Genomic DNA, 14041 nt, shown 5'->3' on the forward strand with positions numbered 1-14041 from the left:
AGGCGCGTCCGACTAAATACACTTAGGGCTATTTCGATATTTTTATTTTACTCTTGCTGTACAGGAATGCGACCAACTGGAACAACCTGTCTGCGAATGCTTGGCTGTGGCGCTAGCCTGTACAAATCACCGTTCTGCCCTACATAGGTCTTTTTAATACCGCACGCTTTAGCAATATTTGCATGTGCTTGAAGGTGTTGATGCTCGCCGTGAACCGGAATAGCTATGGTAGGTTTTACCCAATGATACATGAGCTTTAATTCTTCTTCACAGGGGTGACCGCTGGCATGAATTGGCAGCGTGCTATCTTCACTGTGAATAACCGTTACTCCCTTTTCCTGCAGCGCTTTACTTAGTCGGCCTACACTTTCTTCATTTCCAGGAATAACTATCGAAGAAAATAGCACAGTATCCCCTTTGTCTAAACTAAGGTGAGGGTGAGTGTCTTTTGCAAAACGCGCCAGCGCGGTATTTTTCTCGCCCTGGCTGCCTGTCGCTACGGCTAAAACTTCATGGGGGGGAAGATAACCTAAATGTTGGGGATCGGTCACAGGTAAATCGTCTGGCCAAATGCCCTGTTGCTTGGCAATGCCGTACATGTTCATTAACGAACGACCGTACAGCGCCATGTAGCGCTTAGTTTTCTTCGCGACTTTAGCCAGCGAAATTAGCCGTGCTATATTGCTACCAAAGCATCCTACCACCGCTCTCCCCTTTAACGGCGCGATAGTGCTTAATAGGCCGTCGTAACAATTTCTCTCTGAAATTGAAAAGCCCGGTTTTGTTGCATTGGTAGAGTCTCCAACCATGGCAAGAATATTCTCACTGCCTAGTCGCTTGTAAAGGCTAACGTCAAAAGGTAAACCTGTTATGGGGTTGGCATCAATTTTCCAGTCTGCTGTATGCAATACTGTGCCTACTGGTGTATTGATTTTTAGTGCGAAGGGTTCTGGAAGCGAATGAGTAATGGCTAGCCAGTTAACGCTAAAAGGCCCAATTTGCTTGGTATCGCCTGCATCGACTTCAATAATGGCAATACGGTTAGCCAATTTGCTCCTTGCAAGCTTTCGCCTTAACACTTCGGCGGTAAAAGACGTAGTATAAATTGGCTTTTGGAAACGTTCCCAAAGGTAAGGAATTGCGCCTACATGATCTTCATGGGCGTGGGTAATGACAATGCCAGCCAGTGCTTCTTTTTGTTTAGCAATAAATGAAGGGTTCGGAGCCACAACGCGATGCGTAGTGGCTTTGAACGTATTCTGGTTAGACGCTTGGCTGACGCCTTTGTAGGCAGGTACGAGAGACTCATCAAAAGAAACCCCACAGTCAACCATTAACCATTGACCATCGTGACCATACAAATTGAGGTTCATCCCAATTTCGCCCGTTCCGCCTAACGGAAGAAACCACAAATCATCAGCAGATGGGTGCAACAAAACGGCTATTACCTTTTCTCAGAGCATTGAATATTAGTTTGACGTTTAAATCTATGAGCGCAGAGCCATCATTCGTGCAATTCAGCATTAAGTTGGTCTATCACTTCGGCCCACGCAGCGTCTTCAACAATGGCATCTTTCAAAAATGCAGACTGACTTTCATTCCAATAAGGCGCTTCATGAAGATGTTGGCTCTTATTCAGCCCTCGATGTGTTTCAAAAAATTCAGCAATTTCTTCGTCTGAACTTCCTAAACCTAGTTGGCTGAATAGACTATTCATTGTGGGTTGCTCAGTAAACATAACGCCTCCTTGGGTTATCAATTAAGGGCACAATAAACGCCAGATACGTTGTACCCAACTAACTTTTTTATGCCCCATTTGCTTACTGGATAATTACCCTTTGTCTTCCCCTTGAGATCACATCTTAAAGGTAGTCAGCGAACTCTTCTGGCGTAATCACCTCTCCTTCTTCAGCAGGTACAGGACATACAATGACCATTAATTCATCTTGCGTCATGCCCGGCACCCACTTAGTCAAAAACTCTTCGGTGCTTAATTCCATCGCTTCACAGTGTGCCCAGTCTTCGGTTGCCCACAACAGTGCTAACTCAGCATCAGGCCAAACCGGAACACCATCTTCTTCATCAGTAGTTAGCATTACGCAGCCGTGCTCATCTTTAAGAATGAAGAGTTTCTCTTCCGCTTTAATTGTTGCAAGGCTTGCTTCTAGTCGTTGAAATGCGTTTTTTTCCAATAAAGGATGTAATTGTGACATAAGTTTCTCTCTTTAATTCTGCGATTCACATGCCTTTAAATTAGGCACCGTGGGTAAATTTATTGGCAGCGGTTAACACGCTTTAGACACGCTTTCTATTATCTCTGCTAGACCCACTCGTCTGACTTGCTTCATGCTGTGCACATACACCTTAAACGATACGTTTTCTAACGTTTCAATTCTGGTCACTATCACACTACCGGGTAACTGACTCTCAACGTTGGTCGGTAATACGGCAATACCACCTTCGCTCTGTAAATTGTTGAGCGCAAGATTCAACGAATTGGTTCTTAACTTTGCATCGCGAAGTTGAGGGTAAGCAGTAAGCAACCAGTCTCTTGCCTTAGTTCCCCAATCAATAGCCACAAAATCTGCTGCATCAATAGTCTCAGACGCTTGTCCAATTCTATATAGCGCCAAATCCTGCTCTAGCAATACATCACTGTTTACTTCTTCAGATTTCAACGGTTCAGTGGAGAATGATAAGTCTGTCACCCTTTCGTGCAATTGTCGCGAAAGGGTATCTAACGTAAGAACTTCAGCCTTTACTGACCAATCGGGAAACGAGTTGTGTAGGTGACTGAGCATCTGAGGCAATAACAGCTCGCTCGCCAGCTGTGTTGCGCCGCAAACAACATATTCAGAGGATTGAATTTGGAGCTCTTGTTTTGCTTCGTTTAGCGTTGCGCATAATTGCCTAGCGTAAGGCAGAAGTTTCTCACCAGATTGAGTGAGCTGTATACTGTTGCGTTGCCTAATAAAAAGCGTGGTATGAAAATACTCTTCAAGTAGCTTTATGCGCGCACTGACTGCAGATTGAGTAAGGTAAAGGTTTTCAGCCGCTTTACCAAAGTGACGAGTTTTTGCCACCTCTATAAAGGTGGTGAGAAAGCGTATATCCATGCTTATTGTACAACCGAATCAAAGTGGGTCTAAATTGACACAGATAATACGGCAAGTAAACACAAAAGCACAGAAGCGCACCGCTATAAACGGTACGCTTTATTAAAATTTCACCAACTCGCTGAATTAATACTCTTCTTGGTGCAGGCGACGCTGTTTGTCACGGCGTTGCAGGTCACGCTTCTGCTTTTCCTTTACAGTACTTTGACGTTTGGAATTTGGCTTTTTAGCGTGAAAATCTTCCTCTTCTACCGAGTCCCATTCATCACGCTGGTAACGATAGTCTTTACTCATTGACTTCTCTGGGTTGTTAACACACCTCAATTATTATCTTAAGCGACAAAATAGAAAACGAATTTTAATCATCGTAGCGACAAGAATTTTTGATTATTCCCATCAGTGATTTTCATAGACTTTTAACGTCCAACTCATTTACGCTCGTGTAATAGCGACGCCCGTTGCAGGGCCAATAAATAAAAACTTACATTTTACTTTAATTTCAAAAACTTAGGCATATCACGCTTGAGGTTATCCCCTCGCACTTTCTGTATACTTTTCAAACGCAATCTTAAATTTAGTGTTAGATTTTATACCGTTAAAAATTTTTTATTGATAAGAGAAAAATCTTTTGTTTTATCTTCGTTTTTAATTATCTTAAAAGTGCGCTGAACAAAACATTACGTTGGGTACAACATGAAAAGTTTAGCTATTCGACAATCTGCAAAACCTTATATTGACCGTCAGAAGTTTCCATACGGTTTTCGTAAATCAGGTGACTTCAGTATTACTGAAGCCGATCTTCTAACCCACTACGGCAAAACACTGCTAGGACTTGAAAGTGGCGAATTGTCGCCTGAAAGTGATGATGAGAGACATTTCGTCGAATTCGTTACAGGTAAAGTTGAAGCTAGCAATAACCTAGAAAAAGCCTGGGCGAAATACGTCAGATTAGCAAGGGGCAAAAAGCACTTCTACACCCTTCACAGCAGTGCGAGTAACCAGTCAGACTATGATGAAGATTACTCTGATGAAGAATTCGATGTAGCATAATGCTACAGCATTACTAAAAAGCTCGCTCCGGCGAGCTTTTTTGTTATTGAACAAATGATCTCAATCAACTTCAGACAAGAACAAAATGAAGAAACATTAAGGACTGTCTACACTTAGTAGTAATACAGAGTGATGTGCAGTGAATCATGCATTTCATTCTGAAAAACGAGCCCATGCAAAGGAGGCGCAACGATGATCATCAGTTCAAAACAGCTTACTCACTTTTCTATTCATGCCCTTGATGACAAAGTGGGCGGCATCCGCGATATCCTTTTCGACGACGAAACTTTCACTGTTCGCTACTTGGTCGCAGATACCAATACTTGGCTACCGCTTAGCCGTAAAGTGGTGATATCACCTATATCTGTCAAACAGTTAGATGAAGATAGTGAGTCTGTTCATATCAATATGACAGTTGATACATTAAAAAACAGCCCCTCTATTGACGAACATAAGCCTGTGTCACGTGAATACGAAGAAAATCTCTTCAAATATTTTGGTTACGGATACTATTGGATTGGACCAGGAGCTTGGGGGGAGTTCGCACATCCAAATGAACTGGTCGAATTACAGCGCGCTGAAGAGTCTGAAACTGAAAACCCGAAAAAGAGCACCAACCACCTAAGAGCAGTGGGCGAAGTTGGTGGATATGAAGTTGCTACAACCACTGATAACGTTGGCCACATCAGTAACTTCGTCATTGACACCGAGAGCTGGAAGATAATCATGCTAGTGGTAGATACCAACAACTGGCTTCCGGGTGGCAAACATCTCGCACTTCTACCTAGCGATATCGAAAGTATCGACTGGGCGGCGCACAGCGTAGTAGTCAATTTAAGTCACGACGAATTGGTTGATAGACCTGAAGTGGAAAGTGAAAAAATATCTGAAGAAGGCTATGTGCCTATGCTTTGCGAGCAACTGAATAAAAACGGAAATTAATAACCGAAGAATGTCACTGTTGGCGATTTTTAGTTAGGAACTTTACAATGTCCGTTGTTGAAGGCGGACATTGTAGCTTAGGATACAAAAAGAAGATTACTCGCAGAAAAATTCGTACATCAAAGCAATCAAACGCTTGACGCGCTCGTCTGCTAAGCGGTAGTAAATAGTTTGACCTTCCCTTCTTGTGGCCACCATTTTTGATTCTCGCAATAAAGCAAGATGCTGAGAAATCACTGGCTGCGAGACGCTAACAACTTCGAGAAGTTCGGTTACCGATTTTTCCTCTTTCAGCAACGAACAAAGCACCATAAGGCGTGTTTTATTCGCGAATTGCTTTAGGAAGATCTCGGCTTCCGCAGCGTGTTCCATTATATCATCTGAACCTATTACCATATCCTCGGACATAAGCACTCTCTATCTGTAAAGTATTTCGGCACCAATTTAGCCATTTACTATACTAAAGTATAAGACATTTTGCCGACCTGCCAATTTATGCGACGAATCCCTGTATTTTACATTGTTTTATTACGCTGACATCAATATATTAGATTTTACTTATTTTAACCAAGTTTAGGCAAAAAGGAAAAGTATGCTTATAGATATGAAGACTCGAATAGAAAACATAGACGATAACTTACGCACTGTATCTGCGGAGCAAGCGGCCAGTGAGTGCCGAAACAATAGCGGTATACTGATTGATGTACGGGAGAGTGCCGAAGTTGCCAATCAGCCCGTACCTTCTGCGCTTCACATACCACGCGGCGTGCTCGAAATGAAGGCACTGGAACAGTTTAAAGATGCTTCAGCGCCACTTTATATTCACTGTGCGTCGGGCATTCGAGCAAAACTAGCAGCAGAGCAACTTATAAAAATGGGCTATGAGAACGTTTCGGTTGTGACATGCCCTGTACCCACGATAAACCAAGCAAACCGAAAATGACTTCTTAACCACGTGTATGCTATAAGTATCGTTAATTAAGAGTTTTAAGGCGCTGTATGCTGAAATCTACGTTAGAACAATGGCGAATGTTCAAAGCCGTCGTCGATGCAGGCGGCTTTAATCAAGCTGCTGCTGAAGTTCACAAAAGTCAATCGAGCGTTCACCACGCGGTTCAAAAGCTTGAAAACGCCATTGGTGTGTCGTTGTTTGAGAATATTGGACGTAAAGTCCAGCTTTCGCCGAAAGGCGAACTTATGTATCGCCGTGCCTCTTTTTTGCTGAGCGAAGCACACAAGCTCGAGGCCGTTGCCAATAGCCTTCAATCTGGCACAGAAACAACTTTACGCATAGCGGTGGATATTATTTTTCCGTCTGAATTGCTTTATAACGTGCTAGCGAAAGTTTCTGCTGAGTTTCCGCTGCTTCGTATCGAGATAGAAGAAACTGTGCTCAGTGGCGCAAATTCACTTTTGAGCAATGGTAAAGTTGATTTAGGCATCTCTCCTTTCGTATTTCCAAATGGTTTTAGCGAAGACTTGTGCGAAATTGAGTTTGCAGCTGTCGCTCACGCCGACCATCCACTACACCAATTAGATAGAACGCTCACACTGGAAGACTTAAAAGCGCATCGTCAAATTGTGGTAAGGGATTCATCCGCGGAACGTAAAGCTGATGTGGGCTGGTTAGGTGCAGAGCAACGCTGGACCGTAAGCCACGTTAGAACGTCATTAGATGTTATTGCTCAGGGGTTGGGTTTTGCGTGGCTGCCTATAGCAATAATTAAAGATGAGCTTGAAGACGGTACACTCGTTCCCCTTCCCCTGGATAATAATGCAGCATTGCGTAAGGCGCTCCTTTATCTGTCTTTTGAAGACGGCGATACGTTGGGGCCAGCTGCCCGTGCTTTTATTGGTGAGCTACGATATCAAACAATGAACCTTCCATCGTCAGATTTTATGCTCGATTCGTGTACTGAGTAGTTTGACCATCAGCTTAGAGCGACTGCAAGGCGTTCAAATCCAAGTATAAAGCCAAATAGCGATAATGAAACACCAACTAACGCCACAGCACCATCGTCTGTGGCCATGCCTATTGCCATAATAAAAACAGCAAAAGCGGGAATAAGGCCCATAAAGGGAATAAGCTCCAGAGGAATCATTACAAGTCCGCAACCTGCACAACATAATGCGATGAGTGATCTGAACACAGGCTGGCGCATGAAAAAACACCGAGGAACTAAAAAGCGGTCTACGCGTACTGCATACGGTTTAACCTTTTCGACAATGTAGCGAAGCTGAACGGCGTCACAGTTTAGTTGCATCACTTTTTGCGGTAACCAAGGATGCCTACGACCGAGTAAAATTTGCAACGCGATGAGTAAAATTGTCCCACCCGCTAAAGATGGGATCCCAGGGATGGCCCCAATCGGTGTGCAAGCGATAAAAGATGGCAGCGCCAACATTGGTCCAAAGCCTCTTTTCTCCATCACATCCCAAAACTCAGCAAACTCGAACGTATCTTGTCTTGCTCGCGGCTGCATTTTCCCCAACAACTCGTACAAGGTCATTGATCTTACAGCTGTTTTTCCCCACATCTTCAATTCCTTTGATATCACCTTACCAGCGAACGTCGCATTAATCAGACGGGCTCCTCGCCTAATTAATATACATTTCTTGCACCTACTCGATTTGCCATAGTGAGATTGCAAGTAACCTTAGACAGGCAAATCGTGCGAAAAATATGCCATCGATTGCATGTGACGGTGTGTTGAAGACAGGAATACTTTTTGCAAATGCCCCTGATAAGTAGAATAAAATCACCTAATAAAACAAAGACAGATATAGACATTCTGTACTTTAGTGCGATGTGTACCGCTGATCGCAAAGAGTTGATAAATTAGAAGAACTAGCGCAACCGACTATCCCTGGCATCTAGGCAAATGTTCAAGATTTCCGGGTTGCTTGAAGCGCTTAGATATTTTCCGATGCGCTTACGCTTTATCAATTTAAACCAGCGTATAAATAAACTTTAAATATGCGCTTTAGCATTCAGTTGTTAGTAGCGTATGATAAAACTATAACATTGATTCTATTCCATATTTTTTCTGGATAGGAAACGAAAGAAGAGAGGGACATCCACGTGCTTACCGTACTTTTAGTTGATGACGACGCCGAGTTCACAGAAGTAGCTTGTACTATCATCGAATTTCTTGGCCACGAAGTACTTACCGCTGCCACACTCAAAGAAGCCCGCGACTGGTTAGAGAAAGAAACCTTTGACCATGTACTGCTTGATTTCATGCTACCCGATGGAAGCGGCGCGCACTTGTTCAATGAATTAGATGCACTTCCTAAGCGCCCTCGCGTTACTTTGATAACGGGTCACCCTTCTGTGAAAAGCGTGATAAAGGGTCTGTGTGGCCCCACGGTCGACTACCTTGTTAAGCCAATTCAACGGGAGGAAATAGAGGCCGTATTAAGTCAAAAGCCAAAAGAAAAAGCACCTGCACAAGAAAAAATAGAGAAACATTTTGACTTGCTGATTGGTGAATCACCAATTATGAAAGAGCTCTACAAGCTGATTTCTAGAGTGAGTAAAACCAGCGCTAACGTAATGCTGCTTGGTGAAAGCGGTGTAGGTAAAGAAGTGGTGGCTGCCGCAATTCATCGTGCTTCAGAAAGTGAAGGTCCCTATATTGCAACCAACTGTGGTGCATTCTCAAAAGAACTAATAGGTAGCGAACTTTTCGGTCACGAAAAAGGAGCATTTACCGGCGCTGTAGGACGTAAAGAAGGTGTTTTCGAACAAGCTGAGGGCGGCACGCTCTTTTTGGACGAAATCACAGAAATGCCCATTGATATGCAGCCCAACTTACTCCGCGTTTTAGAAAACAAGGTTGTTATTCGTGTGGGCGGAACGAAGACCATCCCGGTGAGCTGCCGCGTTGTATCTGCCACGAACCGAACAATGGAAGAGATTGCGCAAAGCAAAGTACTGCGCGAAGACATCTACTTCAGACTTGCGGTGTTCCCAATCACCATTCCTCCGCTACGTGAAAGAAAGGAAGATATTCCATTACTAGCAAAAACCTTTATTGCTGAATTCAATAAAGATAATGGCTCGCAATTTAAGTGGGAAGATAGTCAACTCGATACGTTACAAGCCTACGACTGGCCCGGTAACGTGCGTGAACTAAGACACTTTGTGCATCGCGCTGCCATTATGAGCGACCCTGAAAAGAGTGAGATTGAATTACCAAAAACCATTGAGTCACCATTTGCTCAAAAACAGAGTACGACACCGGCACTTCAAGCCGGTAGAACCATTGAAGACGTGGAAAAAGAGCTAATTTATGCCACGTTGGAAAAAGTGAATGGCAATAAGACCACCGCAGCAGAAATGCTGGGAATTAGTACGAAAACGCTTTACAACCGTCTTCATGCATATGGTGACTTAAGTAAAGACGACTAAGTAAGAGGTATTCGGCATGACTAGCGAAGAATTTTCTCGACTAAGTGTTTATGTGCATGATGCACGCAAACCATTAAACAGAATATCAATGCAAGCTGAGCTAGTAAAAATGGCATTAAACGGTGACGTTCCACCTGAAAAGGCATTGGTGGCGTTGGATAAAATAATAAGCAGTGCTAAAGACTGCAGCCATACTCTTGCTGAAATGACATCAGAGTTAAGTGGCAATGTTTCGGATTAAGTAAATGATTACTAAAGTATTGTCTTCACTATACAGTTGGATAATTTTAGTTGTTCTGGTCATTATTGTAATAACTGCTAATTCATTTTACGTAGTTAGTACATTGAATGACCTTTCTGCTCTGGAAGCGCGGCTGTTCACTACGAACCGTGTTATCAATGCAGTTAACCGCCTTCACGTTGCTGTACTTCGCGTGGAGTCTGGTCAGCGCGGCTATATGCTAACTGGCGATGAAGAATATCTTACCGACTACACCGAAACGTTAAGCGTAATCGGCGAATTAATGGATGAGGTAGAAGTAAGCTCCTTCTCTTCAGATATTAACGACCAGTCCATCCGCATCGAAGAACTTTTGTCTTTAACCAAAGCAAAAATCAATGAAGTCATTGAAGTAGTTGAGCTGTATAAAGAAGGGAAAGAGCAACAAGCTGTCATTTTAGTGAATAGCGATAAGGGTATAAAACTCTACAAACAGTTTGAAACCTTATTTAGAGAAATCGACGGTTCAGAACGAGATATGCAAGGCACGCATTTAGCCAACTTAATGAGCCTAAGAAGGGACTCCGTTAATACGCTGATCATTTCCTCTGCAACGACTCTGCTACTGATTATTACGGTATTTTTATTGCTCAAAATAAATTCCCGTGAGCATGAGAAATACCAAGCTGATCTAGAGTCTGTTAACGAAGATCTAGAATCTCGGATAGCAGATAGAACGCAAGAGTTAAGTGTTTATTCAGACGAATTAGCACGAAGTAATAGAGAGTTGGAAGATTTTGCCTTTGTGGCGTCACACGATCTTCAAGAACCATTAAGAAAAATTCGGGCATTTGGTAACCGCTTAGAATCGGGCTACAACGACGTGATAGACGAACGAGGCAAAGATTATCTTGCGCGCATGCTCAATGCAGCAGAGCGGATGTCCATGCTTATTTCAGACCTTCTCGCCTTTTCTCGCGTTTCCACACGAGGTAAAGAGTTTGACGACGTTAATCTAGACACCGTAGTGGATAGCATCATGGGCGATTTGGAAATCGCTATCGATGAAAAGTCTGCGCAAATACATGTTAGCGATATGCCGACTATTCGCGGTGACAAATCGCAATTAGAGCAGCTGTTTTTAAACTTAGTGTCTAACGCACTGAAATTTCAGAGCGAGGGCGTGAGGCCAGAAGTAACGATATCTGCAAGGGACGCGACGGAAGAAGAAACGAAAGACATTCTGCTTGCTGAAGAATATGACTGGACAAAAATCACCGTATCAGACAACGGTATAGGGTTCGAGCAATCGTTTGCTGAAAAAATATTTGCCCCTTTCCAACGCCTTCACGGTAGAAGTGAATACAAAGGTACGGGGATTGGGCTTGCCGTTTGTCGTCGTATTGTAGAACGGCACAACGGTCAAATAACCGCAGTTAGTTCTCCCGGAAAAGGGGCAACGTTCTCGATAATAATACCCAAAAATAGTGAACCGTTTGGTTCTAGCAACAATAATGGAGAAGCACACAATGACGCGTAAACAAACTCAGCCTATCAATATACTTATGGCGGACGATGACGAAGACGACCGCCTACTTACGGTTGACGCGCTCAAAGAGAGCCGCGTTCTAAACAATCTGTTTTGTGTTGAAGATGGCGTTGAATTATTAGAGTTTCTTCGACATGAAGGTAAATATACAGATCCTGCATCGGCACCGCGACCTAGTCTTATTTTACTGGATTTAAATATGCCAAGAAAAGACGGTAGAGAGGCGCTGCAAGAACTGAAAAACGACCCCAAGCTTCGCAGTATCCCAGTGGTAATTCTCACCACCTCTAAAGAAGAGGAAGATATGCTTCGCGGTTATGATCTAGGTTGCGCATCTTACATTACAAAACCAGTGAACTTTGAAGGATTGGTTGAACTAATGCGCGCGCTCGGACGTTACTGGATAGAGTTCGTAGAATTACCACACGAGTAAACAAATAAGGGTTAGTTGAATTTTTGACAACCCAAACATGTTACTCAATAAAATTTCAAAAATACCGCATCGGTAAACGAGGTACTAGATGTCAGAGGTAATAAAAATTTTATTGGTAGAGGATGATGAAGATGATTACTTCTTAACCTCTGACTATCTAGCACAGTGCGAGTCACCTACGTTTGAGTTGACGTGGGTGACGAATAGCTTAGACGCAGTAGAGGTACTAAAGACACAAAGTTTCGACCTGTGTTTGTTAGATTACTTACTGGGTGCTGAGAACGCGATTGATGTACTGGGTGTTTTAAAATCTAACCAATTCAATTTACCCGTGGTGATACTTACCGGACAGTCGGATGCTACGGTGGATGAAATGGTCATGCGAGCAGGTGCCGCAGACTATTTACAAAAATCTGAAATTGAATCACCGCGGTTTATGCGCACGATTAGATACGCCATGGTTCGCCGTGACATCGAGAACGAGCGAATTGAGCGAAACAAAGTAGAGCAAAAGAACAAGGCCAAAGATAAGTTCCTTGCGCATTTAGGGCATGAACTGCGCACCCCCCTCACCTCTATTCTTGGCTACACCGAACTGCTTTTAGACGATGCGAGAAACAGCCCTTTTCAACAAGAGTTATCTATTATTCACTCTAATGGCAAGCACCTGTTAAGCCTACTCAATGATTTGCTAGACATGTCGCGGATAATGGCAGAGAAACTTGAACTCAACATTAAAGAAGTGAACTTAAGCGCGTTTTTGACGGATATTCACTCATTAATGCGTTTAAATGCCAAAGACAAAGGACTAAGCCTTAACGTTGTTTCAAAAACAAAAATACCAGAGTTTATACACACAGATCCTACCCGCCTGCGTCAGGTATTATTGAACCTTATTTCGAATGCCGTGAAATTTACTGATAAGGGCAGTATCACGCTTACCATCTCTCTCGACGAGCCGTCTGAAAACGATTCGAGTCAAACACTGCTGCGGTTTTCTGTAGATGATACAGGTATCGGCATGCCGCCTGATAAGCTCATCAATATTTTTCAGCCTTTCGAACAAATAGAAGATGTGATGCGTGCCAATCATGGCGGAGCAGGACTGGGACTTGCCATTTGTAAAGAGCTTGTCACTAAATTGGGCGGCGACATTGATGTTAAGTCTCGTTTGGGAGAAGGCAGCACGTTTACATTTGATATAAACCCTGGCGATGTTTGCGAGCAGCCTCGTGTAGATCTTGAATTAGGCCAAATTCAACCTGTCGAGTCTAGTAGCATCAATTTAAACGTAACTGGACGCGTATTAATTGTTGATGACTTGCGAGAAATTCGACGCCTAACTGGCCACCTTGTGAGTCAATCTCAAGCTGACATTAGCTACGCTGAAAATGGCGTAAAAGCACTAGAAGCCGTTTTGCAGGCGGATGAACACAACCAGCCCTTCGATCTCGTTTTAATGGATATTCATATGCCAGTGATGAATGGCATAGAAGCCCTACATGCGATTAGACGACATGGGCAGGATATCCCAGTGATTGCCGTGACAGCAGCAAGCCGCAAAGGCTTAAGAGAATCGTTAATTCGCGAAGGGTTTAACGACGTAATTGGAAAGCCCATTGACCGGTTTGCACTGGCTAACTTGCTTTCGCAATACCTTCCGCCAGGTAATCACGTAACATTTACCAACGTGGAAGCCCAAGTTGCAGACATGCCAATGAACAAGCCGTATGCTCCAGAGGAAGAGACCGCTTATCGAGGGCTTGCAAACCCTGGGCAAGCAGAGCAGAAAATCCAGTCTACTGATTCAAATGGTAATTCAGATCAGCCTGCCAATAAGCACATACTTGTGATTGAAGACGATGAGGATGCGGCGGAGTTACTGCAATTGTTTCTTTCCCACTTAGGTCATACGGTCACTACTCAGTACAGCGGTGCTGAAGCATTACAGGCTGCAGAAAATCAAAGTTTCGATCACATTCTTATGGACCTTACCCTTCCCGATTATAACGGTTACGACTTAGCGAGTGAGCTCAAGCAAAAGCTACCAGATGCCATTCTTACTATTGTAAGCGGTCACGAAGCGGACTCCGAAGCGATGACAACCATAGGGATCAACAGTGCATTGCTCAAACCTGTCACCAAAGACGATTTAGCCTCGGTAGTGGGCTGAAAAGTTAATTTTATCGCTGCCAACCTGTACCGAATGTCGGAGGTTGAGCAGCGCATCATCAAGACCAAGAAAATATTACAGACGTAAGACACAACAGTGTGTGAGACTTGCACATAAGTACCTCACGCAACAATAGAAAAATAA

General features: G+C 43.5%; 16 protein-coding genes. 9 read left to right on the plus strand and 7 right to left on the minus strand.

Annotation, left to right across the window (positions count from 1 at the left end):
• Positions 1–47 precede the first annotated feature (47 nt).
• The 5 genes from MASE_RS10960 to MASE_RS20075 form a co-directional block, all read right to left on the minus strand.
• Positions 48–1436 carry a ribonuclease J gene (locus tag MASE_RS10960; RefSeq protein ID WP_014949809.1) on the minus strand — a complete coding sequence of 463 codons (1389 nt, stop codon included), beginning with the start codon at positions 1434–1436 and terminating at the stop codon, positions 48–50.
• Between the two features lie 68 nt (positions 1437–1504).
• On the minus strand, positions 1505–1738 hold the full coding sequence (locus MASE_RS10965) for a DUF2789 domain-containing protein (protein WP_014949810.1): 234 nt from the start codon (positions 1736–1738) through the stop codon (positions 1505–1507).
• 124 nt (positions 1739–1862) lie between these two features.
• Positions 1863–2213, minus strand: coding sequence for a DUF2750 domain-containing protein (locus MASE_RS10970; protein ID WP_014949811.1), 351 nt, complete (start codon positions 2211–2213; stop codon positions 1863–1865).
• Between the two features lie 72 nt (positions 2214–2285).
• Positions 2286–3116, minus strand: coding sequence for a LysR family transcriptional regulator (locus tag MASE_RS10975; RefSeq protein WP_014949812.1), 831 nt, complete (start codon positions 3114–3116; stop codon positions 2286–2288).
• 126 nt (positions 3117–3242) lie between these two features.
• Positions 3243–3410 (minus strand): hypothetical protein, encoded by a 168-nt coding sequence (locus MASE_RS20075; RefSeq protein ID WP_014949813.1) that lies wholly within the window; start codon positions 3408–3410, stop codon positions 3243–3245.
• A 399-nt stretch (positions 3411–3809) separates the two neighbouring features.
• Here MASE_RS20075 and MASE_RS10980 point away from each other — a divergent pair, with 399 nt between their 5' ends.
• Positions 3810–4166: a MaoP family protein gene (locus tag MASE_RS10980; RefSeq protein ID WP_014949814.1), complete on the plus strand. Its 357-nt coding sequence runs from the start codon at positions 3810–3812 to the stop codon at positions 4164–4166.
• 192 nt (positions 4167–4358) lie between these two features.
• The gene (locus tag MASE_RS10985; protein ID WP_014949815.1) at positions 4359–5108 is read left to right on the plus strand and encodes a PRC-barrel domain-containing protein; all 750 of its coding nucleotides are present in this window, start codon (positions 4359–4361) and stop codon (positions 5106–5108) included.
• A gap of 96 nt (positions 5109–5204) precedes the next feature.
• Here the strand turns inward: MASE_RS10985 and MASE_RS10990 are convergent, their stop codons facing one another.
• Complete coding sequence (locus tag MASE_RS10990) at positions 5205–5516, minus strand: ArsR/SmtB family transcription factor (protein WP_014949816.1); 312 nt, start codon at positions 5514–5516, stop codon at positions 5205–5207.
• Between the two features lie 184 nt (positions 5517–5700).
• On the opposite strand from MASE_RS10990, the gene MASE_RS10995 reads away from it, so the two are divergent.
• Together MASE_RS10995 and MASE_RS11000 are read left to right on the plus strand one after the other, a co-directional pair.
• On the plus strand, positions 5701–6051 hold the full coding sequence (locus MASE_RS10995; protein ID WP_014949817.1) for a rhodanese-like domain-containing protein: 351 nt from the start codon (positions 5701–5703) through the stop codon (positions 6049–6051).
• Between the two features lie 56 nt (positions 6052–6107).
• Positions 6108–7031, plus strand: coding sequence for a LysR family transcriptional regulator (locus tag MASE_RS11000; RefSeq protein WP_014949818.1), 924 nt, complete (start codon positions 6108–6110; stop codon positions 7029–7031).
• An 8-nt stretch (positions 7032–7039) separates the two neighbouring features.
• On the opposite strand, the gene MASE_RS11005 is transcribed toward MASE_RS11000, so the two are convergent.
• Complete coding sequence (locus MASE_RS11005) at positions 7040–7645, minus strand: exopolysaccharide biosynthesis protein (RefSeq protein WP_014949819.1); 606 nt, start codon at positions 7643–7645, stop codon at positions 7040–7042.
• A 545-nt stretch (positions 7646–8190) separates the two neighbouring features.
• On the opposite strand from MASE_RS11005, the gene MASE_RS11010 reads away from it, so the two are divergent.
• The 5 genes from MASE_RS11010 to MASE_RS11030 all read left to right on the plus strand — a co-directional run bounded on the left by MASE_RS11010 (position 8191) and on the right by MASE_RS11030 (position 13897).
• Positions 8191–9522, plus strand: coding sequence for a sigma-54-dependent transcriptional regulator (locus MASE_RS11010; RefSeq protein ID WP_014949820.1), 1332 nt, complete (start codon positions 8191–8193; stop codon positions 9520–9522).
• Positions 9523–9538: 16 nt separating this feature from the next.
• A complete protein-coding gene (locus tag MASE_RS11015; RefSeq protein WP_014949821.1) occupies positions 9539–9763 on the plus strand; it encodes a hypothetical protein in 225 nt (74 codons plus the stop codon).
• A gap of 4 nt (positions 9764–9767) precedes the next feature.
• Positions 9768–11282: a sensor histidine kinase gene (locus MASE_RS11020; protein ID WP_014949822.1), complete on the plus strand. Its 1515-nt coding sequence runs from the start codon at positions 9768–9770 to the stop codon at positions 11280–11282.
• Positions 11272–11724: a response regulator gene (locus MASE_RS11025; RefSeq protein ID WP_014949823.1), complete on the plus strand. Its 453-nt coding sequence runs from the start codon at positions 11272–11274 to the stop codon at positions 11722–11724. The genes MASE_RS11020 and MASE_RS11025 overlap by 11 nt, the downstream gene beginning before the upstream one ends.
• An 88-nt stretch (positions 11725–11812) precedes the next feature.
• Complete coding sequence (locus MASE_RS11030; protein WP_014949824.1) at positions 11813–13897, plus strand: response regulator; 2085 nt, start codon at positions 11813–11815, stop codon at positions 13895–13897.
• Positions 13898–14041 lie beyond the last annotated feature (144 nt).

It is taken from the genome of Alteromonas macleodii ATCC 27126 (assembly GCF_000172635.2).
GTDB lineage: Bacteria > Pseudomonadota > Gammaproteobacteria > Enterobacterales > Alteromonadaceae > Alteromonas > Alteromonas macleodii.

What these genes read in the sequence shown, in the direction of transcription:
- MASE_RS10965 (WP_014949810.1), bottom strand. Translation starts at nt 1,738, where the DNA reads ATGTTTACTGAGCAACCCACAATGAATAGTCTATTCAGCCAACTAGGT.
- MASE_RS10970 (WP_014949811.1), bottom strand. Translation starts at nt 2,213, where the DNA reads ATGTCACAATTACATCCTTTATTGGAAAAAAACGCATTTCAACGACTA.
- MASE_RS10975 (WP_014949812.1), bottom strand. Translation starts at nt 3,116, where the DNA reads ATGGATATACGCTTTCTCACCACCTTTATAGAGGTGGCAAAAACTCGT.
- MASE_RS20075 (WP_014949813.1), bottom strand. Translation starts at nt 3,410, where the DNA reads ATGAGTAAAGACTATCGTTACCAGCGTGATGAATGGGACTCGGTAGAA.
- MASE_RS10980 (WP_014949814.1), top strand. Translation starts at nt 3,810, where the DNA reads ATGAAAAGTTTAGCTATTCGACAATCTGCAAAACCTTATATTGACCGT.
- MASE_RS10985 (WP_014949815.1), top strand. Translation starts at nt 4,359, where the DNA reads ATGATCATCAGTTCAAAACAGCTTACTCACTTTTCTATTCATGCCCTT.
- MASE_RS10990 (WP_014949816.1), bottom strand. Translation starts at nt 5,516, where the DNA reads ATGTCCGAGGATATGGTAATAGGTTCAGATGATATAATGGAACACGCT.
- MASE_RS10995 (WP_014949817.1), top strand. Translation starts at nt 5,701, where the DNA reads ATGCTTATAGATATGAAGACTCGAATAGAAAACATAGACGATAACTTA.
- MASE_RS11000 (WP_014949818.1), top strand. Translation starts at nt 6,108, where the DNA reads ATGCTGAAATCTACGTTAGAACAATGGCGAATGTTCAAAGCCGTCGTC.
- MASE_RS11005 (WP_014949819.1), bottom strand. Translation starts at nt 7,645, where the DNA reads ATGTGGGGAAAAACAGCTGTAAGATCAATGACCTTGTACGAGTTGTTG.
- MASE_RS11015 (WP_014949821.1), top strand. Translation starts at nt 9,539, where the DNA reads ATGACTAGCGAAGAATTTTCTCGACTAAGTGTTTATGTGCATGATGCA.
- MASE_RS11020 (WP_014949822.1), top strand. Translation starts at nt 9,768, where the DNA reads ATGATTACTAAAGTATTGTCTTCACTATACAGTTGGATAATTTTAGTT.
- MASE_RS11025 (WP_014949823.1), top strand. Translation starts at nt 11,272, where the DNA reads ATGACGCGTAAACAAACTCAGCCTATCAATATACTTATGGCGGACGAT.
- MASE_RS11030 (WP_014949824.1), top strand. Translation starts at nt 11,813, where the DNA reads ATGTCAGAGGTAATAAAAATTTTATTGGTAGAGGATGATGAAGATGAT.